Source organism: Actinospineispora acaciae DSM 45401 (genome assembly GCF_000620785.1).
Classification (GTDB): Bacteria; Actinomycetota; Actinomycetes; order Mycobacteriales; family Pseudonocardiaceae; genus Pseudonocardia; species Pseudonocardia acaciae.
Window position 1 is genome coordinate 249192 of sequence record NZ_JIAI01000006.1, and the last position, 21077, is coordinate 270268.

A 21077-nucleotide genomic window follows, 5' to 3' on the forward strand; every position below is an offset into this window, starting at 1 on the left:
CCACTCACGGGTCTCGCCGTAGGCTGTACGGCGTGGAGCTGCGCGTGGTCGGTTACGACCATCCGGACGTGGTCAAGCTGGTGGACGCCGTGCAGGAGGAGTACGTGCGGCGGTACGGCGGTCCGGACAGCGCGCCGATCGCGGCCTCGCAGTTCGCCCCGCCCAGCGGGATCTTCCTGGTCGGCTACCTGGACGGGCGGCCGGTGGCGTGCGGCGGCTGGCGGCGGCGCGAGGCCGACGGGGAGTCGGGGCTGCGCGACGGCGACGTCGAGATCAAGCGGATGTTCGTGGTGTCCGAGGCGCGCGGGCGGGGCTACTCCCGGCTGGTGCTCGGCGAGCTGGAGCGCACGGCGGCCGCCGCCGGCGGGCTGCGGATGGTGCTGGAGACCGGCACCGGCCAGCCCGAGGCGCTCGGGCTCTACACCTCGTCCGGGTACCTGCCGATCGCCAAGTTCGGGGAGTACCGCTGCTCGCCGCGCAGCCGCCACCTCGGCAAGCCGCTGGCCTGACCGCCGGGCTCGTCACGCGCCTGGATAGGCTCGGTTGCCATGCCCGTCTACGCCCTCGGTGACCTCGAACCCGACATCCATCCCGACGCCTACGTACACCCGGACGCGGTGGTCATCGGCGGCGTCACGATCGGCGCGTACTCCACCGTCTGGCCGACCGCTGTGCTGCGCGGGGACGAGGGCCGGATCCTGATCGGGGACCGGACCAGCGTGCAGGACGGCACGATCGTGCACACCACGCCCGTCCAGGACACGGTGATCGGCGACGAGTGCACCGTCGGCCACAACGTGCACATCGAGTCCGCCGTGATCGCCGACCACTGCCTGATCTCGTCCGGCTCGGTGGTGCTCAACGGCAGCAGGGTGGACGAGGGGGCGGTGGTGGCCGCCGGCGCGGTGGTGTCACCGAACATGCACGTGCCGGCGCGGCGGATGGCGCTCGGCGTGCCGGCGCGGCTGCGCGAGGGGTACGAGGTGCCGGAGGGTGCCTTCCACTACGCCGTGGAGTCCTACGTCAAGCGCGGGCAGAGGTTCCGCAACGAGCTGCGCCGGCTCGACATCTAAGGGGGAAAGACGTGACCGCGAAGCCGCTGGCCGAGGTGGTCGAGGCGGGCTGGGCGACGGCGTTGGCGCCGGTCGCCGAGAAGATCACGGCGATGGGTGCGTTCCTGCGCGCCGAGATCGCCGCCGGCCGGCGCTACCTGCCCGCCGGGGAGAACGTGCTGCGCGCCTTCCAGCAGCCCTTCGACCAGGTGCGGGTGCTCATCGTCGGGCAGGACCCGTACCCGACCCCCGGCCACCCGGTCGGGCTGTCGTTCTCGGTGTCGCCGAGCACCCGCCCGCTGCCGCGCAGCCTGGAGAACATCTACCGGGAGTACGGCGAGGACCTCGGCCACCCGATGCCCTCGTCCGGCGACCTGACGCCGTGGACCGAGCGCGGGGTGCTGCTGCTCAACAGGGTGCTCACGGTCGCGCCGGGGCAGCCGGCCTCGCACCGCAACAAGGGCTGGGAGGAGGTCACCGAACAGGCCATCCGCGCGTTGGCCGCGCGGCCGAGCCCGCTGGTGGCGATCCTCTGGGGCCGCGACGCCCGCACGCTGCGGCCGATGCTCGGGGCCGGCGTGCCGTGCGTCGAGTCGGCACATCCCAGCCCGATGTCCGCGGACCGGGGCTTCTTCGGCTCCCGCCCGTTCAGCCGGGTCAACGCGCTGCTGGAGGAGCGCGGCGCGGAGCCGATCGACTGGAAGCTGCCGTAGCTCGTCGTCGCATTAGTGAAAGCTCTTCACTAATAAGTTAGGCTGCCCTCATGAACTCGAACGGGGTGCATGCCGACTGGTCGGCCTGGCCGCTGGTCGTGATCGATGCGAGCGCCGTGCCGGTGAGCCGGGCGCCGAGGCTGACGCTGGACGTGCTGGGGGCCGCGCTCGAACGCGGCGGCGACTTCGCCGTGGTCGCGCGACTGCCCACCGCGGCGGAGTCCGGCCGAGGGCGCCAGTCACCGACGGAGCGGCTCGCCCTCATCCGCGAGGTGAAGGCGATCCGGCCGGGGCTGGTGGAGCGGTGCCGGGCGCTGGTGTTCGTGCTGTCCGGCGAGGAGCGGCAGAAGCACCGGGCGAAGCTGGCCTCGTCGGGCAAGTTCTGGGGCTGCCCGGTGGAGGTCGCCGAGGTTCTCGCCGACGCCCGCGCCCTGGCCGGCGCGCGGCTGTCCGCCGACTGAGATGTGGACGCTCGCGGCCCTGACCGCCCTGGTGGCCTACCTCGCGCGGCGCTACCGGGAACGCCGGCGTCGCTCACGCGACAACGGGACACGCGACGATGGTTAACGATCGGCCGGCGACCCCCGCTTGACGGCCTCGATCGCGCGCCGGACCGGATGGTCGGGCGCGAATGCGAGGGCGATCGGTGATCGGATGCCGTTCGCCGCGTGTTCGATCACCAGGCGCCGACCGCCGCCAGACCGGCGACCGTCCGGTGCGCCCAGCGAGGTGATCTCTGATCCCAGGATCGTGAGCTCCGCGGCCAGCGCCGGCCGCACCGTGAACCGGTCGGCGAACACCCGCACCTTGAGCAGCAGTGGAATCCCGAACTCCACCTTCCCGATCCTGCCCGAGCAGCGGGCGACCGCTATCGGTGGTCCGGCCGGCCCGGGAGGCATCGCGCCCGTCCGCCTGCCGATCGCCACCGAAGAGGTCAGTAAGCAATATGCGGCAATCAGCGTCAGCGGGTGGGTGATCCACACGCTGGTCCCATGGATATAGCTCCATTCCCACGTAGCCGGGTCAACCTCGGTGAAATGTCCATGGCTGCCAACGAAGTACCGGCCGTCGCGCTGATAGCCGTTGGTTGCGTCCCCGCCCAATGACGCGGACTCGAACCAGGCCCAGAGGAAGTTGGCGATCCCCATGGCGACAACGACGCTCGCAAGCCACGTCAACGGCCCGATGCGACGAGCCCCCATTGCCGTCCCCCTCGGCATGACACTGTTACCGCGGCGATGCTGGCACGGTGGTATGGCTGGCGTCCATCGGAAAACGGCGCCGACACACGAAACGCCCGGCACGCCGCGTGGCGTACCGGGCGGTGCCCGAGCGTCGGCTCAGGCGCGGGCGACCTTGCCGGCCTTCAGGCAGGACGTGCACACGTTGAGCCGGCGGCGGGTGCCGCTCACGTTGGCGCGCACGGTCTGGATGTTCGGGTTCCAGCGGCGGTGGGTACGGCGGTGTGAGTGCGACACGGACATACCGAAGCCCGGACCCTTGCCACAGACGTCGCAGACGGCAGCCACGTCGATAACTCCTCGTACTCGATCGGACACGCACGAACCCCGGGCTCACGCTCGGGGTAGTCCCACCAGGGTAACGATCCGTTCGGACGTCGACCAAACCGGGGGCGGGCGGCTCGCTACGCTCGGCGGGCGGTTGAGCGGGAGGAGACGACACCGGTGTTGCAGGTCCTGGACGCCGCCGCGATCCGGCACTGGGCGGATCTCGCGGTGGACCTACTGGACGAGCACCGCGCCGAGCTGGACCGGATGAACGTGTTCCCGGTCGCGGACGCGGACACCGGGACGAACCTGTCGCTGACCCTGCGCGCGGCCGCCGAGGCGCTCGGGCGCGCGCCGCTGACCTGCTCGGCCTCGGAGGTGGCCGCCGCGCTGGCCTCCGGGGCGCTGCGGGGCGCGCGGGGCAACTCCGGCGTGATCGTCTCCCAGCTGCCGAGGGGCCTCGCCGAGGCGCTCGCCGAGGCCGGCGACGCCGGTGCCGACGGCCCGGTGCTGGCCCGCGCGCTGCGCAGGGCGGACGAGCTGGCCAGGGCGGCGGTGAGCCGGCCCACGGAGGGCACCGTGCTGACGGTGCTCTCGGCCGCCGCGGCCTCCGCGACGTCCGCGACCGGGGCGGGCGTCACGCTGGCGGAGGTGGTGACGTCCGCCGTGGCCGGCGCCGCGGACGCGCTCGCCGAGACCCCGCGCCAGTTGCCGGTGCTGGCCAGGGCGGGGGTGGTGGACGCCGGCGGGCGCGGGCTGGCGCTGCTGCTGGAGGCGCTCGCCGAGGTGGTGACCGGCCAGCGCACCGCCCGCACCACGCGCGCCCTGGACGCCGCCGGCTTCCGCCCCCGCGACCGGGACTCGCTGATCGGCGACCGCGAGTCCGGCTCCACGGAGTTCGACTACGAGGTGATGTACCTGCTGGAGTCCAGCACCACCGACCGGGTCGCCGCGCTGCGCCGCCGGCTGGACGAGCTGGGCGACTCGGTGGCCGTCGTCGGCGACGGCGGCCCGGACGGCGCCGGGACGTGGCACGTGCACGTGCACTGCGGCGACGTCGGCGCGGCCATCGAGGCGGGCGTCGACGCCGGCCGCCCGCGCCGGATCACGGTGGTCCGCTTCGCCGACCAGATCGCCGAACGCGACCGCCGCGACGCCCGGTTCACCCGCGAGCGCGCGGTGGTCGCCGTGTTCGCCGGCAAGGCCGTGGCCGACCTGGTACGAGCGGACGGGGTGAGCGCCCTGGTCGCCGCCCCGGACCAGCTCCCGGCGCCGGGGGAGCTGGCCGCCGCCATGGCCGGCACCCGCGCCCGGCACGTGGTGGTGCTGCCCAACGACGTCGAGCTGACCCCGGCCGCCGAGGAGGCCGCCGACCTGGTGCGCAGCGCCGGCGTCGAGGTGGTCGTGGTGCCCACCTCGTCGGTGCTGCAGGGCCTGGCCGCGCTGGCCGTGCACGACGCCTCCCGCCGCGCCGGCGACGACGTGGTGGCGATGGCCGAGGCGGCCGCCGCGACCCGCACCGGCGTGATCCAGATCGCCACCGCCGAGGCCCTGACCTGGGTGGGCCGCTGCCGCGCCGGCGACGTGCTGGCCCTGGTGGACGGCGAGGTCGTCCTGATCGAACAGGACCTGGACGCCGCCGCCTGCCAACTCGTGGACCGCATGCTGACCACGGGCGGCGAGCTGGTCACCGTGCTCCTGGGCAGCGACGGCGGCGGCGGCCCCGACGAGCTGGGCGAGCTGCTGACCGACCACCTGCGGCACACCCACCCCGAGGTCGAGGTGGTCGTCTACCGAGGCGGCCCTGCCGAGCGCCCGGTGCAGCTCGGAGTGGAATGACCGACCTGGACATCTCACCGCCTCGGTACGCCCCGATCGGGCTATCTGCGATCACGGTCCTCAAACCGGCTGTGACCTGCTCGAGCGTCCTTCCCAACGGCACCCACGAGGGTGTCGACGTGATCAACCGACGACGCTCACCCAGTCACGGCGAGCAGCCCCCGCCAGCGACACCTTGTCACGCGTCGCGCTCGACCTGCTGGGCCAACTCAACCTCAACAGCCAAAACTCCGAGCCGTTCTTTCTCAGGTGGGTATATCTCACGAATCGTCTCTAGCATCACCGCGCGAGTCTCATCCTCACCAAAACCGATCCGCACGGGCTCTTCAGTGTCGAGCATATCCTCGAACGTCGAATACTCGCTAACTCGAACAATTCGGGTCAAGCATGTCTCGTCACCAGACACAAAAGCAAGCAGGTCACCCGCGGCAAGCTTCCGATTCTTCGGGTAGGCGACCCGAACCTCAACCGTCTTATCTCCGGTCGCGATCTGCCGTAGATACTGCTTGTAGATCGACATGCGCCGAACCGGCGCCGTACTGGAGTCGGTCACGACAAACTCCATTCTCGATGAACCTCACGGAATCGCTGAACGAAGAGGCGTGTCTCGGATGACGACGCCGCCCTGGACCTCGACATCACCTCGGCACTGCCCGCGCCAGTTGTGACTGAGATAGTCCCGCTTGTTCCCGCGGCCGGCGCAAGGTCTCCCCGACAGACTCCGCGGTACCGGACACGTCGACTCCAACCGGTCGCCCGCGCCCCGGACGGTTGGCAGCGGTGCCGGGTGCGCTCGCGTCTGAGCGTACGTGACCCCCGTCTCACTGCCTTGGTTGATCTCCTTGCGGTCATGCGTCACCTATGCGCATGGCCGCGCATACCAGCCTGCGTAGGCCACGAACAGCCACGCTGCCGTGTGTGATCAGGCACGACGCGCAAGGGCTAACCCGCGGTGTGCACCAGCATGGTGGAGCCATTCACCCACCCCGCATTGCATTGCCGCGCGCATTCCACACACCGGTTTGTGATTGCCGAGAAGCGGCCGGGTGGTGAGTCGTTGACTGTTGATACGCGACCGGGCCGGGTGCGGCTGGAAGCTGGCGGTCTTGGCGCCCGCGCCGCTGTACCTGGCCGACGACGGCCAGACCCTGTACGGGTCATGGGACGTGGCGGACCTTGCCGATTTCGCCTCGCCGGATCGAGTCGTTGATCGGGTCGTCGCTCGGCTGCTCACCCGCCGGCACCGCTACAGCTCCGACACCCTGTTTGGGGGAATCACCCGGCTGACGGAGCGCGCGTGCGCCGAGTACTCGTCCGATAGTGTGCGGCTGAGCTATCCACCCGACGCCGCGCACGTTCTCGCGGCACGTCGGCTCGCCCCCGGCGGTGATCCGGGGCTTGGTCAACCCCGACAGTCTCACGACGACGTTGCACCGGCTCCGCCGCTGCTCTACGACATGCTCGCGGTGGAGGCCGGGATGCGCAGCATGGCCAGCCACAACACAGCACACACCGCCTGGACACCGAGATGATCGACGCCGCACGCATGGCCGAGGCGAACCTCGTCTACCGCCGCCCCGACCTCTATGACGAGCTGACCCGCGCGGACGAGCAGGCGGACGCCGTGGCCCGGGTCGTAGCCGACCTCGGCGCCCGCGTGGCGACGGTGCTGGATCTCGGGATGGCACCCGGACACCCGCATGCACATCACCTCTCGGGTGTGGGAGTTCGACGACGGCGGGTCGGCCGCGGACACGTTGGTCCGCCGCGTGTTCACTCGCCAGGAGCTGGACTCGGTTCTCGCCACCGCCGGTTGGGAGGGCCTGCCCGCGGTCGAATCCCGTTCGCCGCCTACCGAATGGACGTGATCTGAAACGCCGGGTCCCGGACTCCCGGTAGGTGCCACCTCGCGGTCGGCGACCTCATACGCTGGCGTCCACGACCCGGTGACGGCCGCAGGCCTGGAGGTGGAATGACCGACCTGGACAGCCCGCTGAGCCCGCTGGTCGGCCAGGCGGCGGCGAAGGCGCTGGCCGCCCAGCTCGACCTGAACACCGTGGGCGAGCTGCTGCGGCACTACCCGCGCCGGTACGCCGAGCGGGGCAAGCTCACCGACCTGGGGAGCCTGGCCATCGGTGAGCACGTCACGGTGATGGCGGAGATCCGCTCGGTGAACAGCCGGCCGATGCGCCAGCGCCGCGGCACCCTGATGGAGGTCGTCATCGAGTCCGGCGGCCGCACCCTGAGCTGCACGTTCTTCAACCGGCGCTACCACGGCAACCTGGCCGCCGGGCGGGTCGGGCTGTTCGCCGGCAAGGTCACCGCGTTCCGGGGCAAGCTCCAGCTCAACCAGCCGGACATGATGATCTTCGGCGAGGACGACGACCTGGACGCCGTGGACCAGTTCGCCGGCGCGCTGGTGCCGATCTACCCGGCGACCACCAAGCTGCCGTCCTGGAAGATCGCGCGCTGTGTCCGCCAGGTGCTGGACATGACCGACGCCCCCACGGACCCGCTGCCGATGGAGATCCTGGCCGAGCGCGGGCTGCCCGACCTGGGCACGGCGCTGCGCGGCATCCACCGCCCGGAGCGCGAGCGGGACTGGCGGGCGGCCAGGCAGCGGCTGGTCTGGGACGAGGCGCTGGCCGTGCAGCTCGCGCTCGCCCAGCGCCGGCAGGCGGCGTTGCTGCGGCCCGCGCCGGCCTGCCCGCCCGTGCCCGGCGGGCTGCACGACGCGTTCGACGCCCAGCTCCCGTTCACGCTCACCGACGGCCAGCGGGAGGTCGGCGAGGAGGTCACCCGCGACCTGGCGATCGAGCACCCGATGAACCGGCTGGTGCAGGGCGACGTGGGCGCGGGCAAGACGATCGTCGCGCTGCGCGCCATGCTGCGGGTGGTGGACGCGGGCCGGCAGGCGGCGATGCTGGCGCCCACCGAGGTGCTGGCCGCCCAGCACGCGCGGACGCTGCGCGAGCTGCTCGGGCCGCTGGGGCGTGCCGGCGAGCTGGACGGCGCCGACCGGGCCACCCAGGTCACCCTGTTGACCGGCACGATGTCGGCCAAGGCCCGCAAGCAGGCGCTGCTGGACACCGTCTCCGGCACGGCAGGCATCGTGGTCGGCACCCACGCGCTGATCCAGGACCGGGTGGAGTTCGCCGACCTGGGGCTGCTGGTGGTGGACGAGCAGCACCGCTTCGGCGTCGAGCAGCGCGACGTGCTGCGCGGCCGCGACGGCGGCCGTACCCCGCACCTGCTGGTCATGACGGCCACCCCGATCCCGCGCACGGTGGCCATGACCGTCTACGGCGACCTGGAGGTGTCCGCGCTGCGCGAGCTGCCGCTCGGGCGCTCGCCGATCGCCACCACCGTGGTGCCGGCGGGGGAGAAGCCGGCCTGGCTGGAGCGGGCCTGGGAGCGGGTGCGCGAGGAGGTGTCCGGCGGGCACCAGGCGTTCGTGGTCTGCCCCCGCATCGGCGGCGAGAACGGTGGGAACAACGGCTCGGCCGAGGAGGACGCCGAGCTGGAACCGCCGGACGAGGACGGCGACGGCGAGGAGAAGCGCCGCCCGCCGCTGGCCGTCGCGGACGTGGCGCCGATGCTGGCCGAGGGTCCGCTGGCCGGGCTGCGGCTCGGCGTGCTGCACGGCCGGCTGCCCGCCGACGAGAAGGACGCCGTGATGCGCGCCTTCTCCGACGGCGAGCTGGACGTCCTGGTCGCCACCACCGTCATCGAGGTCGGCGTGGACGTCCCGAACGCCACCGGCATGGTGATCATGGACGCGGACCGGTTCGGGCTGTCCCAGCTGCACCAGCTGCGCGGGCGGGTCGGCCGCGGCAAGGCGCCGGGGGTGTGCTTGTTGATCACGGACTCGCCGCCGGGCACCACCGCCCGCGCCCGCCTGGACGCGGTGGCCTCCACCACCGACGGGTTCGAGCTGGCGCGCCACGACCTGGAGCTGCGCCGCGAGGGCGACGTGCTCGGCGCCTCCCAGTCCGGCCGCCGCTCCGGGCTGCGGCTGCTGTCGCTGCTGCGCGACGAGAAGACGATCTCCGAGGCCAGGGAGGTGGCGTGGCGGCTGGTGGCCGGCGACCCGTTCCTGGAGCGCCACGCCGGGCTGGCCGGCATGGTCGCCGAGATCATCGACGAGGAGCGCGCCGAGTACCTGGAGAAGGCCTGATCAGGTCTTGCGCCCGACCGCCCCGTACATGCAGATGTCCGCGTCGTCGATCTCGCCGATGTCGACCGAGTCGGGGCGCCACTTGTGCATCTGCACCAGGCCCGGCTCCTCCAGCTCGAAGCCCTCGAAGAACTGGTGTGCCTGGTCCTTGGTCCGCCAGGTCAGGGTCTCCCCGTGGGCGTAGTACTGCTCGCGGAGCTTGGCGAGCGGCTCGGGCGCGAACTCGTCGGTGGCGATGGTCGCGGCGAAGAAGCTTCCCGACGGCAGCACGTCCACCACCCGCCGGACCACCTCGAACGCCTCGTCGTCGTCCTCGATGAAGTGCAGCATGCCGATGAGCATCAGCCCGACGGGGCGGCTCATGTCGAGCGTCTCGCGCAGCTCCTTGGCGCCGAGGATCGCCTCCGGCTCGCGCATGTCCGCGCTGATGTAGGCGGTCCTGCCCTCCGGGGTGCTGGTCATCAGCGCCCTGGCGTGGGCGAGCACGATCGGGTCGTTGTCGACGTAGACGATGTGGGCGTCGGGCGCGACCTCCTGGACGATCTCGTGCAGGTTGGGCTGGGTCGGGATGCCGGTGCCGATGTCCAGGAACTGGCGGATGCCGCGCTCGGCGGCCAGGAAGCGGCCCACCCGGTGCATGAACGCGCGGTTGGCCTGCATGTGAACCCTCAGCGCGGGCCACACCTCGATCGAGGCGTCGCCGGCCTTGCGGTCCACCGGATAGTTGTCCTTGCCGCCCAGGATGTAGTCGTAGATCCGGGCACCGTGCGCCCGGTCGAAACGGAGGTCCAGCCCCTGCACATCGTCTGGATTGCCCACAGATTCCCACTCCGTCCCTTGGGATGATCGTTCGCACAATCCTACGGACGATTCGCGGGCCCGCATGATCACCGATGGTGATCTTGCGCTCACGGCCCGCTGAGGGCGCCCGCCAGCCGTAGGCCAACGCTTGTTGACAAGCCGGTCGCGCGGTCGTAAAGTCAACAGGCGTTGGCCTACAGTTGTTGACTTAGACGACTCGGAGACGACTCGGAGGTTGTCATGGATGCGGACGTGATCGTTGTCGGGGCCGGGCCCGCCGGACTGTTGCTGGCCGGGGACCTGGCCGAGGCGGGCGTCGCCGTCACCGTGCTGGAGCGGCGCGACGCCCAGGCGAACCTGACCCGTGCGTTCGCGGTGCACGCTCGCACGCTGGAGGAGCTGGACGCCAGGGGCGTGGCCGACGAGCTGCTCGCCACCGGCCAGCGGGTCGGCGAGCTCCGGCTGTTCGGGCGGGTCAAGGTCGGCCTCTCCGGGCTGCCGTCGAGGTTCCCGTTCCTGCTGGTCACGCCGCAGTACGAGACCGAGCGGGTGCTGCTGGGGCGGGCCGAGCGGGCGGGCGCGCGCATCGAGCGCGGCGTCGAGGTGACCGCCCTGCGCCAGGACGCCACCGGCGTGGAGGTCGACGTGCGCGGGCCCGACCGGGCCGAGAGCACCCGGCGGGCGAAGTACCTGGTCGGGAGCGACGGCGTGCACAGCACCGTGCGCCACGCGCTGGGCGAGCCGTTCCCGGGTCACTCGGCGGTGCGGTCGGTGATGCTCGCGGACGTGCGGCTGAGCCAGGCCCCGCCGGACGTGCTCACCGTGGACACCGGCAGCGACGGGTTCGCGTTCATCGCCCCGTTCGGCGACGGCTGGTACCGGGTGATCGCCTGGGACCGGCGCAACCAGCGGCCCGACCACGACCCGATGGACCTCGACCAGGTTCGCGACATCGTGCGCCGGGTGCTCGGCACCGACCTGGGCATGCACGACGCGCGCTGGATGTCGCGGTTCCACAGCGACGAGCGGCAGGCCCCGCACTACCGGGTCGGCCGGGTGTTCCTGGCCGGCGACGCCGCGCACGTGCACTCGCCGGCCGGCGGCCAGGGCATGAACACCAGCCTGCAGGACGCGGCCAACCTCGGCTGGCGGCTGGCGGCCGCCGTGCGCGGCTGGGCGTCCGAGGACGTGCTGGACGGTTACGAGGCCGAGCGGCATCCGGTGGGGCGGGCGGTGCTGCGGGGCAGCGGTGGGCTGCTGCGGGCCGCGCTGCTGGGCAACCCCGCCGCGCGATGGGTGCGCAACACGGTGCTCAACGCCGTGCTCAAGCTCGGACCGGTGGTGAGCCGGGTGGCCGGCGCGGTCTCCGGGGTCGGGATCCGGTACTCGGCGCCGCGCGGCGCGCACCGGCTGGTCGGGGCCAGGGCGGCGGACGTGGCGCTGGCCGGCGACGGGCCGGGCCGGCTCTACGAGGCGCTGCGTGGCGGCCGGTTCGTGCTGGTCACCTCGGCGAGCGGCGACGCCTCGGAGCGCCACGGCTGGCGCGGGCCGGTCACCACGGTGACCCCGGCGCGGCCGCTCGGTGCCGACCTGCTGGTCCGGCCGGACGGTTACATCGCCTGGGCCGCCGACGCGTCCTGAGCGGTGGTGGTGAAGCCGGTGGGCAGGCCGGCGCGGGCGGAGGCGTCCAGCGCGGCGACGGCGGGCCGGGGCAGGTGGATGTGCCCGGCCCGCTCCAGCTTGGCGAGCTCGGCGCGAGCCTTGGCGTACGCGGCCACCCGCTCGGCGTCGTTCCCGCTGTCCTTGGCCACGGTGAGCAGCTTGATCACCCGATGCACCGAGGCGCGCTCCTCCGGCGAGAGCCCGGCCAGCCGGATCCGCTCGGCGGCGTCGTGGGCGGCCCGCCACGCCTGCCAGGCCCGCTCCACGGCCTGGGTGTACGCGACGGCCTGCCGCTCGGGCGGCGGCCTGTCCTCCCGCTCCCCGTGCAGCGCCTGTGCCTCGGCGAACGCGTCCACGAACCGCCCGGTGGAGGGCACCGTGACGTCGGCGAGCGCGGGCAGCCGCAGCACCGCCAGCGGGTCACACTCGTACTGCCCGTACTCGGAGCGCAGCGCGTCGAACCGCTGCCGGGCCGACCGCCACTCGCCCCGCCAGTCCGGCGGGGCCTGACGCGCCGCCGGGATCCGCGCCGACCCGGCCGCCCACCCCGGGCCGCGCCGCATCGCCCGCCTGCGACGGCGCCGCCGCGTGCCCTTGACCAACCGCACCAGGCCGGCCAGCACGGCGAGCGTCCCGACCAGGGCGGCGACCGTGACGAACGTGATAATCACCGTCCCGGCCACCGCCAGCACCGCCATGCCTCCGCTCAGCACGATCATGGACATGACCAGGACGAACAGCAGGACCAAGGGCAGTGGGTGCCGCCGCCCGCCGTAACGGGGCCGGAAGGTGTGGTGTGAATGCATAGCGCCTGGCTTCCCGTGCGGGCTCTGGGGCCGGTGTGATGAGCTTCGGTCACGTTCCAGTCATCACATTTCAAGGTAGCCCGATCGGCAGCCCTGGAGGAGACATGTTTAACAAGGTGCTCGTGGCGAACCGGGGCGAGATCGCCATCCGGGCGTTCCGGGCGGCCTACGAGCTGGGCATCGGCACCGTCGCCGTCTTCCCGCACGAGGACCGCAACTCGCTGCACCGGCTCAAGGCGGACGAGTCGTACCAGATCGGCGAGCCCGGCCACCCGGTGCGCGCCTACCTGTCCGTCCCGGAGATCGTCAAGGCCGCCAAGCGCGCCGGCGCCGACGCCGTCTACCCCGGCTACGGCTTCCTCTCGGAGAACCCCGAGCTGGCCCGCGCCTGCGCCGAGGCCGGCCTGACCTTCGTCGGGCCGCCGACCGAGGTGCTGCACCTGACCGGCAACAAGGCCCGCGCCATCCAGGCCGCCACCGAGGCCGGCCTGCCGGTGCTGCGCTCCACCGAGCCCTCCGACGACGTGGACACGCTGCTCGGGGCGGCCGAGGACATCGGCTTCCCGGTGTTCGTCAAGGCCGTCGCGGGCGGCGGCGGGCGTGGCATGCGGCGCGTGGAGTCCGCCGGCGAGCTGCGGGACGCGCTGGAGGCGGCGATGCGGGAGGCGGAGTCCGCGTTCGGCGACGGGCGGATGTTCCTCGAACAGGCGGTGGTGAACCCCCGCCACATCGAGGTGCAGGTGCTGGCCGACACCGGCGGCGACACCGTGCACCTGTTCGAGCGGGACTGCTCGCTGCAGCGCCGCCACCAGAAGGTCGTCGAGATCGCCCCGGCGCCGAACCTGGACCCGGCCGCCCGGGAGCGGATCTGCGCCGACGCCGTCCGGTTCGCCCGCTCCATCGGCTACCGCAACGCCGGCACCGTGGAGTTCCTGCTCGACGCCGACGGCAACCACGTCTTCATCGAGATGAACCCGCGCATCCAGGTCGAGCACACGGTGACCGAGGAGGTCACCGACGTGGACCTGGTCGGCTCCCAGCTGCGGATCGCGGCCGGCGCCACCCTGTCCGAGCTGGGCCTGAACCAGGAGTCGATCAGGCTGCGCGGCGCCGCCCTGCAGTGCCGGATCACCACCGAGGACCCGGCCAACGGCTTCCGCCCGGACACCGGCGTGATCAGCAACTACCGCTCGCCCGGCGGGTCAGGCATCCGGCTGGACGGCGGCACCACGCACACCGGCACCCAGATCAGCGCGCACTTCGACTCCATGCTGGTCAAGCTCACCTGCCGGGGCTTCGACTTCGCCACCGCCGTGCGCCGCGCCCGCCGGGCCGTCGCCGAGTTCCGGATCAGGGGGGTGTCGACGAACATCCCGTTCCTGCAGGCCGTGCTGGCCGACCCGGACTTCCAGGCCGGCCGGGTCACCACCTCGTTCATCGAGGAACGCCCGTACCTGCTCACCGCCCGCCAGCCCGCCGACCGGGGCACCCGGCTGCTCAGCTACCTGGCCAACGTCACCGTGAACAAGCCGCACGGCGCCCGCCCGCGCGTGGCCGAGCCCGTGGACAAGCTGCCGTTGGTGGACCCCACCGGACCCGCGCCGGACGGCTCCGCGCAGCTCCTGCGCGAGCTGGGACCGGAGCGGTTCGCCGCGCGGTTACGTTCACAGACCGCCGTGGCCGTCACCGACACGACGTTCCGCGACGCCCACCAGTCGCTGCTGGCCACCCGCGTCCGCACCAAGGACCTGCTGGCCATCGCGCCGTACGTGGCCCGCACCCTGCCCGAGCTGCTGTCCCTGGAGTGCTGGGGCGGCGCGACCTACGACGTGGCGCTGCGGTTCCTGGCCGAGGACCCGTGGCGGCGGCTGGCCGCGCTGCGCGAGGCGGCGCCGAACATCTGCCTGCAGATGCTGCTGCGCGGGCGCAACACCGTCGGCTACACCCCGTACCCGGAGGAGGTGACGCACGCCTTCGTCGCCGAGGCCGCCCGCACCGGCATCGACATCTTCCGGATCTTCGACGCGCTCAACGACGTGTCCCAGATGCGCCCGGCCATCGACGCCGTCCGCGAGACCGGCACCGCCGTCGCCGAGGTCGCCCTCTGCTACACCGCCGACCTCTCCGACCCCGACGAGAAGCTCTACACCCTGGACTACTACCTGCGGCTGGCCGAACAGATCGTGTCGGCGGGGGCGCACGTGCTGGCCATCAAGGACATGGCCGGCCTGCTGCGCCCTCCCGCCGCCCGCACCTTGGTGACCGCCCTGCGCGAGCGGTTCGAGCTGCCCGTGCACCTGCACACCCACGACACCGCCGGCGGCCAGCTCGCCACCCTGCTCGCCGCCATCGACGCCGGCGTGGACGCGGTGGACGCGGCGGTGGCGTCCATGGCCGGCACCACCAGCCAGCCGCCGCTGTCCTCCCTGGTCGCCGGCACCGACCACACGGCCCGCACCACCGGCCTGTCGCTGGCCGCGGTCAACGACCTGGAGCCGTACTGGGAGGCCGTCCGCAAGGTGTACGCGCCGTTCGAGTCCGGGCTGGCCTCGCCGACCGGGCGGGTGTACCGCCACGAGATCCCCGGCGGGCAGCTGTCCAACCTGCGCCAACAGGCCATCGCGCTGGGCCTGGGGGAGCGGTTCGAGAAGATCGAGGACTGCTACGCGGCCGCCGACCGGATGCTCGGGCGGCTGGTCAAGGTCACGCCGTCCTCCAAGGTGGTCGGCGACCTGGCGCTGCACCTGGTCGGGGCCGACGTGGACCCCAAGGAGTTCGAGTCCGACCCCGGCCGGTTCGACGTGCCCGACTCGGTGGTCGGGTTCCTGCGCGGCGAGCTGGGCGACCCGCCCGGCGGCTGGCCGGAGCCGTTCCGCACCCATGCGCTGGAGGGCCGCTCGCCGGCTCGGGAGGTCACCCCGCTCACCGCGTCGGATCGCGAGGGGCTGCGCGACGCGCCGAGGGACACTCTGAACAGGCTGCTGTTCCCCGGCCCGACCGCGGAGTTCGAGGCGCACCGGGAGAGCTTCGGCGACACTTCCGTGCTGTCCAGCAAGGACTTCTTCTACGGGCTCGAGCCCGACCGGGAGCACGAGGTCGAGCTGGAGCCCGGGGTGATGCTGCTGCTCGGGCTGGAGGCCATCTCGGACGCGGACGAGCGCGGCTACCGCACCGTGCTCGCCACCCTGAACGGCCAGCTGCGGCCGGTGCAGGCGCGCGACGAGTCGGTGGACACCGACGTCAAGGCCGCGGAGAAGGCCGACAGGTCGAACCCGAAGCACGTGGCCGCCCCGTTCGCCGGCGTGGTGACGCTCGGCGTGTCCGAGGGCGAGTCCGTGACCGCCGGCCAGACCGTGGCCACCATCGAGGCCATGAAGATGGAGGCCGGCATCACCGCGCCCCGCGACGGCACGGTGTCCCGCCTGGCCATCGGCGCCGTCCAACAGGTCGAAGGCGGCGACCTGCTGCTGGAGCTCGCGTGAGCCGTGAGTGAATAGCGTTGTCATAGCAACGCTAATCACTCACGGGTACGGCATGACCAGGATCATTGCGGGCACGGTCGGCGGGCGGCGGATCGAGGTGCCGGCGGGCGGGACGAGGCCGACGTCCGAGCGGGTGCGGGAGGCGGTGTTCAGCGCGCTGGACGCGGGGCCGGGGCTGGACGGCGCGGCGGTGCTGGACCTGTACGCCGGCTCCGGGGCGCTCGGGCTGGAGGCGCTGTCCCGGGGCGCGGCGCACGCGCTGTTCGTGGAGTCCGACCGGCGGGCGGCGCGGACGCTGCGGGGCAACATCGCCGCGCTCGGGCTGGGGGAGCGGGCGGGGGTACGGACGGCTTCGGTGGAAGCGGTGGTGTCCGCCGCCGCGCCCCGCCGGTACGACCTGGTGATCGCGGATCCCCCATACCCGGTGCCGAACGCCGAGGTCACCGACGTGCTGCGGGCCGCGATCGGCAACGGCTGGCTGGCTCCGGACGCCACAGTCGTGGTGGAGCGCCCGGCGCGATCGCGCGGGTTCGAGTGGCCGCCGCCGCTGCGCCCGCAACGTGATCGACGTTACGGCGACACCATCGTGTACACCGGGTTTTGTTACCGTCCCGGCTCGTGAGGCGCGCGGTGTGTCCAGGCTCGTTCGACCCGGTGACGAATGGTCACCTCGACATCATCGAGCGGACGGCCGGGCTGTTCGACGAGATGATCGTCGCGGTGCTGGTCAACCAGACCAAGCGCGGGCTGTTCAGCATCGACGAGCGGATCGAGATGCTGCGCGAGGTCACGGCGCACCGCCCGAACGTCACGATCGCCTCGTTCCACGGCCTGCTCGTGGACTTCTGCCGCGAGCACGACGTGCACGCCATCGTCAAGGGCCTGCGCGCGGTCACCGACTTCGACTACGAGCTGCAGATGGCGCAGATGAACCAGCGGCTGTCCGGCGTGGACACGCTGTTCATGTCGACCAACCCGGAGTACAGCTTCCTGTCCAGCTCGCTGGTCAAGGAGGTCGCCAAGTTCGGCGGCGACGTGGCCCACCTGCTCCCGGAGCCGGTGCACCGCAGGCTGGTCAAGAAACTCGCCGAAACCTGAGTGATATAGCACCTCTCGGCCCGGCGCGGGTGGGACACGCGGCCCTCCGAATGCCACGATTTGGGTAACCCGACAGGCACACTGGCAGTCGTGTACCGGGTCTTCGAAGCGCTTGACGCACTGGTCACCGTGGTGGAAGAGGCGCGGGGCGTTCCGATGACCTCGACCTGCGTGGTACCGAGGGGTGACGTGCTCGACCTCCTCGACGACCTGCGCGAGGCGCTGCCCGGCGAGCTCGACGACGCCCAGGACGTCCTGGACCACCGCGACGACCTGGTCTCGCGCGCCGAGCAGCGCTCCGACGAGATGACCGAGCAGGCCGAGCGGGAGGCCACCAAGCTGGTGGCCGACGCCAAGGCCGAGGCCGAGCGGCTGGTCGCCGACGCCCGCGAACAGGCCGAGCAGCTCCTGGCGCACGCCCAGCACGAGGCCGACCGGACCATGGCCGAGGCCCGCGCCCAGCACCGGGACCTGGTGGACAGGGCGCACGCCGAGGCCGAGCGGCAGGTGGAGGCCGGCCGGCTCGCCTACGAGCAGGCGGTCGCCGACGGCAGGGCCGAGCAGGCCCGGCTGGTGTCCCAGACCGAGGTGGTGCAGGCCGCGCACGTCGAGTCCGGTCGGATCATCGACGCCGGGGAGCGCGAGGCCGAACGGGTGCGCCTGGAGTGCGACCAGTACGTGGAATCCTCGTTAGCCGGTTTCGAGGACACCTTGACGCGTACGCTCCAGACCGTACAGCGGGGGCGAGGCCAACGGCGCCGGCCGGTGTCGGTAGGTTCCCGGGACCGCATCGGTACCGACCTGTTGGAGTAGCCCCTATTCATTCCACCGGGGTTGTCGAAACGCGCCGCTCGCCTATAGTGATCACGGACGGTGAGCACTCGTACGCTTGCCTGCGATCGAGGAGGGGGCTCGTGACCGGTCGCGCTGGAGGGGACGATGACGACCAGGGAGCCCGAGTCCACGCGGACCGAGCAACCAGAGGAGGACGTACCCGAGTTCGATCTCGGACCACCGTTGACCGGGCCCGATGGATGGGCCGCGGCACGACCTCGCTATCCAGACGGAACCTTCGGCCCCGGTGCGTTCGATCCGCGCAACTGGTGGCCCAAGCACCAGCATCGGTTTGCCATGACGCGTGAATACCCGGACCTGACCACGTCCCGCCCGGCCGGCCCGCCGTCCAACGAGACGGACGAGTACGCCGAGGGCCCTACCGACCGGTTCCCCGGTCCCTCGGGCGGCCCGCCGCCCGACAGGGGAGGCTATGACCCACGTGCCGACCCACGTGCCGACCCACGTGCCGACCCCGGCTACTACGGCCCCCCGCCGGACAACACGGGCACCGGCACCGCCGCCGACCTGACCGACGACTACATAGTCCGGCCGAGGGCCGAGCGGCCCACCACCGGCTGGCGCCACGCCGTCTACACCGTCTCCGGCGGCAAGATCAACCCCGGCGTGAGCGAGACGGAGGCGGCGCGCAACGTGCTGCTGCGCCGCATCCGCCGCCAGCTCCCTGGCGCGCACCAGATCGCCGTGAGCTCGCTCAAGGGCGGCGTGGGCAAGACCACGGTGGCCGCCGTGCTGGGGCTGACGCTGGCCGAGCACCGGGGTGACCGGGTGGTCGCGCTGGACGCGAACCCGGACGCCGGCACGCTGGCCGACCGGTTGACCGGTGAGATCGGTGTGACCGTCCGGCAGATGCTGGACAACATCGACACCATCGACTCGCTGACGGCGATCTCGCACTACACCAGCCTGGCCGGGCGGCTGCAGGTGCTCGCGTCGGAGCAGGACCCGGCGATGAGCGAGGCGTTCAACCGCGACGAGTACGAGCAGATCTGCGCGGTGCTGGCCCGGTTCTACAACATCATCATCACCGACTCGGGCACCGGGCTGGTGCACTCCGCGATGGAGGGCACCCTGGCGCTGGCCGACTCGCTGGTGGTGGTGGGCGCACCGACGGTGGACGGGGCGTCGCGGGCGTCGAAGACGCTGGACTGGCTGGTCGCGCACGGCTACGCCGAGCAGGTCGCCGACGCTGTGGTCGTCCTGTGCTGTGACCGGGTCAGCCCGGAGATCGACCGCGAGCGGGTTCGCGCCCACTTCCTGGGCCGTTCCCGCGCGGTGGTGGAGATCCCGTACGACCCGCACCTGGCCACCGGCGGCCGCCTCGACCTGAGCGCCATGCGCGACCCCACCAGGTACGCCTTCCTGGAGCTCGGCGCGCACGTCGCCGACCGCTTCTCCGGCTGACGGGGCGCTACCCTGGACAGTCGTATGACAAGACATGAGCGCGTCGACGCCCACCCGGCCCCGACCAGCCCCTGGGTGATCAGCACCCGGGAGCTGGGGCGCCGGGCCGGCGCCATGCGCACCTACCAGCGCACCATCCCCGCCCCGGCGGGCTTCTCGCTCGGGCTGATCGGCATCCCCGAGGGCGCGCCGATCGAGCTGGACCTGCGGCTCGAGGCGGCCAGCGAGGGCGTGTTCGTGTCCGGCACGGCGCGCGCGGAGCTGGTCGGCGAGTGCTCGCGGTGCCTGGAGCCGATCGCGGACCGGGTCGAGGCGCGCCTCGGCGAGCTGTTCGCCTACCCGGACAGCGCCACCGAGGCCACCACCGACGCCGACGAGGTCAGCCGGGTGGTGGACGAGATGATCGACACCGAGCCGATGGTGCGCGACGCGGTGCTGCTCGGGCTGCCGCTGGCGCCGCTGTGCCAGGAGGACTGCCGGGGACTGTGCCCGGACTGTGGCGAGCGTTGGGCCGATCTGGACGCCAGCCACGGCCATGAGACACTGGACCCTCGTTGGGCCGCCCTGCGGGGTCGGCTCGCATCCGCCACCGAGACCGCGCCGGACGGCGACGGGTCTAGGTGACCGTTTTCGAGATAGCTGGAGAGATCGTCGTGGCCGTTCCCAAGCGCCGAATGTCGCGCTCCAACACGCGCTCCCGTCGTGCGCAGTGGAAGACCTCCGCGCCGGCGCTCGAGCCGTGCTCCAACCGGGCCTGCCGCGAGCTGAAGCCGCCGCACGTGGCCTGCCCGAACTGCGGCCAGTACGCCGGCCGCCCCGTCGTCAGCCCGGCCTGACAGTTCGGCGTACCTGCTCGTGGGAGGACGCGCGACGCGAGGGCCCGAGAAGGACCTGACCGCGCTGTTGACGCGGCTCGGGGTCGATGTCGACGCCGAGCTGCTGACGCTCGCGCTCACCCACCGCTCGTACGCCTACGAGAACGGCGGGCTGCCGACCAACGAGCGCCTGGAGTTCCTCGGGGACTCGGTGCTCGGCGTGATCGTCACCGAGCGGCTGTACCGCTCGCACCCCGACCTGCCCGAGGGCCAGCTCGCCAAGCTGCGCGCCAGCGTGGTGAACATGCACGCGCTGGCCTCGGTGGCCAGGGAGCTGGGGCCGGACTCCCCGGGCGGTGACCAGAACGGTGCCGCGGACGACACGGCGGAATGCGGCCTGGGCGTGTACCTCTACCTGGGCCGGGGCGAGGAGCTGACCGGCGGGCGGGGCAAGGCGTCCATCCTGGCCGACGCCACCGAGGCGCTGATCGGCGCGGTGTACCTGCAGCACGGGCTGGAGGTGGCCAGGGGCGTGGTGGAGCGGCTGTTCGACGGGCTGCTCAGGGCCGCCCCGCTGCTCGGCGCCGGCCTGGACTGGAAGACCAGCCTGCAGGAGCTGACCGCGTCCGCCGAGCTGGGCGTGCCCGAGTACCGGATCTCCGAGGACGGCCCCGACCACCTCAAGACGTTCACCGCCGTGGCCGTGGTGGCCGGCCGCGAGCTGGGCACCGGCGTCGGCCGCACCAAGAAGGAGGCCGAGCAGAAGGCCGCGCAACTGGCCTGGCGCTCGCTCTCCGACAGCACCGACGACGGCACCGACGACGGCACCGACGACGGCACAGACGACAGCGGCGGATCCTGACAG

At 72.3% G+C, this 21077-nt stretch carries 21 protein-coding genes; 16 read left to right on the top strand and 5 right to left on the bottom strand.

Annotated elements, in window-relative coordinates; translation table 11 throughout:
- Positions 1–32: 32 nt before the first annotated feature.
- Genes N912_RS0126780 through N912_RS60725 form a run of 4 tightly spaced genes read left to right on the top strand, consistent with a single transcriptional unit; the run spans position 33 to position 2226 of the window.
- Positions 33–509, top strand: coding sequence for a GNAT family N-acetyltransferase (locus N912_RS0126780; protein ID WP_028924816.1), 477 nt, complete (start codon positions 33–35; stop codon positions 507–509).
- A gap of 39 nt (positions 510–548) precedes the next feature.
- Entirely contained in the window at positions 549–1073 is a 525-nt protein-coding gene (locus N912_RS0126785) for a gamma carbonic anhydrase family protein (protein WP_028924817.1), read from the top strand.
- Between the two features lie 11 nt (positions 1074–1084).
- The gene (locus N912_RS0126790) at positions 1085–1765 is read left to right on the top strand and encodes a uracil-DNA glycosylase (protein ID WP_028924818.1); all 681 of its coding nucleotides are present in this window, start codon (positions 1085–1087) and stop codon (positions 1763–1765) included.
- Positions 1766–1815: 50 nt separating this feature from the next.
- On the top strand, positions 1816–2226 hold the full coding sequence (locus N912_RS60725; RefSeq protein ID WP_051580836.1) for a hypothetical protein: 411 nt from the start codon (positions 1816–1818) through the stop codon (positions 2224–2226).
- Positions 2227–2328: 102 nt separating this feature from the next.
- Here N912_RS60725 and N912_RS63765 read toward each other — a convergent pair whose 3' ends face one another.
- Positions 2329–2913 carry a hypothetical protein gene (locus tag N912_RS63765; protein ID WP_156994039.1) on the bottom strand — a complete coding sequence of 195 codons (585 nt, stop codon included), beginning with the start codon at positions 2911–2913 and terminating at the stop codon, positions 2329–2331.
- Positions 2914–3105: 192 nt separating this feature from the next.
- Positions 3106–3294, bottom strand: a complete 189-nt coding sequence (rpmB, locus tag N912_RS0126805) for a 50S ribosomal protein L28 (RefSeq protein WP_028924820.1) — start codon at positions 3292–3294, stop codon at positions 3106–3108.
- 156 nt (positions 3295–3450) lie between these two features.
- Between rpmB and N912_RS0126810 the strand changes: the two genes are divergently transcribed.
- Positions 3451–5112, top strand: coding sequence for a DAK2 domain-containing protein (locus N912_RS0126810; RefSeq protein WP_037066700.1), 1662 nt, complete (start codon positions 3451–3453; stop codon positions 5110–5112).
- A 178-nt stretch (positions 5113–5290) separates the two neighbouring features.
- On the opposite strand, the gene N912_RS0126815 is transcribed toward N912_RS0126810, so the two are convergent.
- On the bottom strand, positions 5291–5665 hold the full coding sequence (locus tag N912_RS0126815; protein WP_028924822.1) for an ASCH domain-containing protein: 375 nt from the start codon (positions 5663–5665) through the stop codon (positions 5291–5293).
- A 553-nt stretch (positions 5666–6218) separates the two neighbouring features.
- Here N912_RS0126815 and N912_RS63770 point away from each other — a divergent pair.
- The gene (locus N912_RS63770) at positions 6219–6644 is read left to right on the top strand and encodes a hypothetical protein (RefSeq protein ID WP_156994041.1); all 426 of its coding nucleotides are present in this window, start codon (positions 6219–6221) and stop codon (positions 6642–6644) included.
- Positions 6645–7084: 440 nt separating this feature from the next.
- Positions 7085–9289 (top strand): ATP-dependent DNA helicase RecG, encoded by a 2205-nt coding sequence (recG, locus tag N912_RS0126830; RefSeq protein WP_028924824.1) that lies wholly within the window; start codon positions 7085–7087, stop codon positions 9287–9289.
- On the opposite strand, the gene N912_RS0126835 is transcribed toward recG, so the two are convergent.
- Positions 9290–10108: an SAM-dependent methyltransferase gene (locus tag N912_RS0126835; RefSeq protein WP_051580838.1), complete on the bottom strand. Its 819-nt coding sequence runs from the start codon at positions 10106–10108 to the stop codon at positions 9290–9292.
- 222 nt (positions 10109–10330) lie between these two features.
- Here N912_RS0126835 and N912_RS54830 point away from each other — a divergent pair, with 222 nt between their 5' ends.
- Complete coding sequence (locus tag N912_RS54830) at positions 10331–11731, top strand: FAD-dependent monooxygenase (RefSeq protein WP_051580839.1); 1401 nt, start codon at positions 10331–10333, stop codon at positions 11729–11731.
- Here the strand turns inward: N912_RS54830 and N912_RS63775 are convergent.
- Positions 11701–12501, bottom strand: coding sequence for a hypothetical protein (locus N912_RS63775; protein ID WP_028924826.1), 801 nt, complete (start codon positions 12499–12501; stop codon positions 11701–11703). The two genes, N912_RS54830 and N912_RS63775, sit on opposite strands and share 31 nt — an antisense overlap.
- 161 nt (positions 12502–12662) lie before the next feature.
- Here N912_RS63775 and N912_RS0126850 point away from each other — a divergent pair, with 161 nt between their 5' ends.
- The 8 genes from N912_RS0126850 to N912_RS0126885 all read left to right on the top strand — a co-directional run bounded on the left by N912_RS0126850 (position 12663) and on the right by N912_RS0126885 (position 21074).
- Positions 12663–16040, top strand: coding sequence for a pyruvate carboxylase (locus N912_RS0126850; protein ID WP_028924827.1), 3378 nt, complete (start codon positions 12663–12665; stop codon positions 16038–16040).
- A gap of 34 nt (positions 16041–16074) precedes the next feature.
- Positions 16075–16662, top strand: a complete 588-nt coding sequence (rsmD, locus tag N912_RS0126855; RefSeq protein ID WP_281176307.1) for a 16S rRNA (guanine(966)-N(2))-methyltransferase RsmD — start codon at positions 16075–16077, stop codon at positions 16660–16662.
- Entirely contained in the window at positions 16659–17138 is a 480-nt protein-coding gene (gene coaD / locus N912_RS0126860) for a pantetheine-phosphate adenylyltransferase (protein WP_028924829.1), read from the top strand. The genes rsmD and coaD overlap by 4 nt, the downstream gene beginning before the upstream one ends.
- Before the next feature lie 90 nt (positions 17139–17228).
- Positions 17229–17951, top strand: coding sequence for an SPFH domain-containing protein (locus N912_RS0126865; RefSeq protein ID WP_028924830.1), 723 nt, complete (start codon positions 17229–17231; stop codon positions 17949–17951).
- 318 nt (positions 17952–18269) lie between these two features.
- Complete coding sequence (locus tag N912_RS54835) at positions 18270–19397, top strand: MinD/ParA family ATP-binding protein (protein ID WP_051580840.1); 1128 nt, start codon at positions 18270–18272, stop codon at positions 19395–19397.
- A 24-nt stretch (positions 19398–19421) separates the two neighbouring features.
- Complete coding sequence (locus tag N912_RS0126875) at positions 19422–20021, top strand: YceD family protein (RefSeq protein ID WP_028924831.1); 600 nt, start codon at positions 19422–19424, stop codon at positions 20019–20021.
- 29 nt (positions 20022–20050) lie between these two features.
- The gene (gene rpmF, locus N912_RS0126880; RefSeq protein WP_028924832.1) at positions 20051–20233 is read left to right on the top strand and encodes a 50S ribosomal protein L32; all 183 of its coding nucleotides are present in this window, start codon (positions 20051–20053) and stop codon (positions 20231–20233) included.
- 19 nt (positions 20234–20252) lie between these two features.
- The gene (locus N912_RS0126885) at positions 20253–21074 is read left to right on the top strand and encodes a ribonuclease III family protein (RefSeq protein WP_028924833.1); all 822 of its coding nucleotides are present in this window, start codon (positions 20253–20255) and stop codon (positions 21072–21074) included.
- Positions 21075–21077 lie beyond the last annotated feature (3 nt).

What these genes read in the sequence shown, in the direction of transcription:
- N912_RS0126785 (WP_028924817.1), top strand. Translation starts at nt 549, where the DNA reads ATGCCCGTCTACGCCCTCGGTGACCTCGAACCCGACATCCATCCCGAC.
- N912_RS60725 (WP_051580836.1), top strand. Translation starts at nt 1,816, where the DNA reads ATGAACTCGAACGGGGTGCATGCCGACTGGTCGGCCTGGCCGCTGGTC.
- N912_RS63765 (WP_156994039.1), bottom strand. Translation starts at nt 2,913, where the DNA reads ATGGGGATCGCCAACTTCCTCTGGGCCTGGTTCGAGTCCGCGTCATTG.
- recG (WP_028924824.1), top strand. Translation starts at nt 7,085, where the DNA reads ATGACCGACCTGGACAGCCCGCTGAGCCCGCTGGTCGGCCAGGCGGCG.
- N912_RS54830 (WP_051580839.1), top strand. Translation starts at nt 10,331, where the DNA reads ATGGATGCGGACGTGATCGTTGTCGGGGCCGGGCCCGCCGGACTGTTG.
- N912_RS0126850 (WP_028924827.1), top strand. Translation starts at nt 12,663, where the DNA reads ATGTTTAACAAGGTGCTCGTGGCGAACCGGGGCGAGATCGCCATCCGG.
- N912_RS54835 (WP_051580840.1), top strand. Translation starts at nt 18,270, where the DNA reads ATGACGCGTGAATACCCGGACCTGACCACGTCCCGCCCGGCCGGCCCG.
- N912_RS0126875 (WP_028924831.1), top strand. Translation starts at nt 19,422, where the DNA reads ATGACAAGACATGAGCGCGTCGACGCCCACCCGGCCCCGACCAGCCCC.